Raw genomic sequence first — 691 nt, 5'->3', positions numbered from 1 at the left:
GACCCTCGTTTTTTGGTGAATTAACCTGCGTGGAAACCTCATAGGCCTCCATCTCATCAGCTGGAAATGGCTTCAAAAGATCCTGTAGCAAATAAGTGTCTTCAATACTTCTATCCAACCAAGTTTCTTCATTTTCTTTACGGAGAATTACCGGCATCCGGTTATGAATTTCTACCATAAGTTCGTTTGGCTCTGTAGTAATGATGGTACAGGAGTGAACAACTGTCCCATCCGGTGATTTCCACCGATCCCACAGCCCCGCAAAACCGAAAACCTCATCTGATTTCAGTTTAATTCTCATCGGTTGCTTTCCATTCGGTGTTTTTTTCCACTCATAGAATCCATCTGCCGGAATGATGCAACGTTGCCTGCGCAAAGCATGTTTAAAGGCTGGCTTTTCTGCCAGTGTTTCTGCTCTGGCGTTGATCATCTTATAACCAATCTTTATGTCTTTAGCCCAAAATGGAACTAGGCCCCAACGCAACTGGCCGAGACGGTTTTTCTCCCCGTCATTGACAATGGCTAAAACAGTTTGGCTGGGAGCAATGTTGTAACGCCTTACATATTCAAAATCATTTGCTTTAGTAGCATTAAACCGATCTAAGACTGTATTTTCATCTGCAGTAAGGGTAAATCTGCCGCACATATCAGTACTCTCCCTTCTTTAACAAAGTATACACTATCTCTCTCA

At 42.8% G+C, this 691-nt stretch carries 1 protein-coding gene; it reads right to left on the bottom strand.

Translation table 11 applies throughout. The annotated features are described in order from the left end of the window. A partial coding sequence (locus tag IEW48_RS16830; RefSeq protein ID WP_188624727.1) for an SOS response-associated peptidase occupies positions 1–646 on the bottom strand: 646 nt, incomplete at its 3' end. Positions 647–691: the final 45 nt, after the last annotated feature.

The sequence above is a fragment of the Caldalkalibacillus thermarum genome (assembly GCF_014644735.1).
In the GTDB taxonomy this organism is placed as follows: Bacteria; Bacillota; Bacilli; order Caldalkalibacillales; family Caldalkalibacillaceae; genus Caldalkalibacillus; species Caldalkalibacillus thermarum.
The sequence above is the reverse complement of the archived record's forward strand: the minus strand, read 5'-3'. Positions and strand labels throughout refer to the sequence as shown.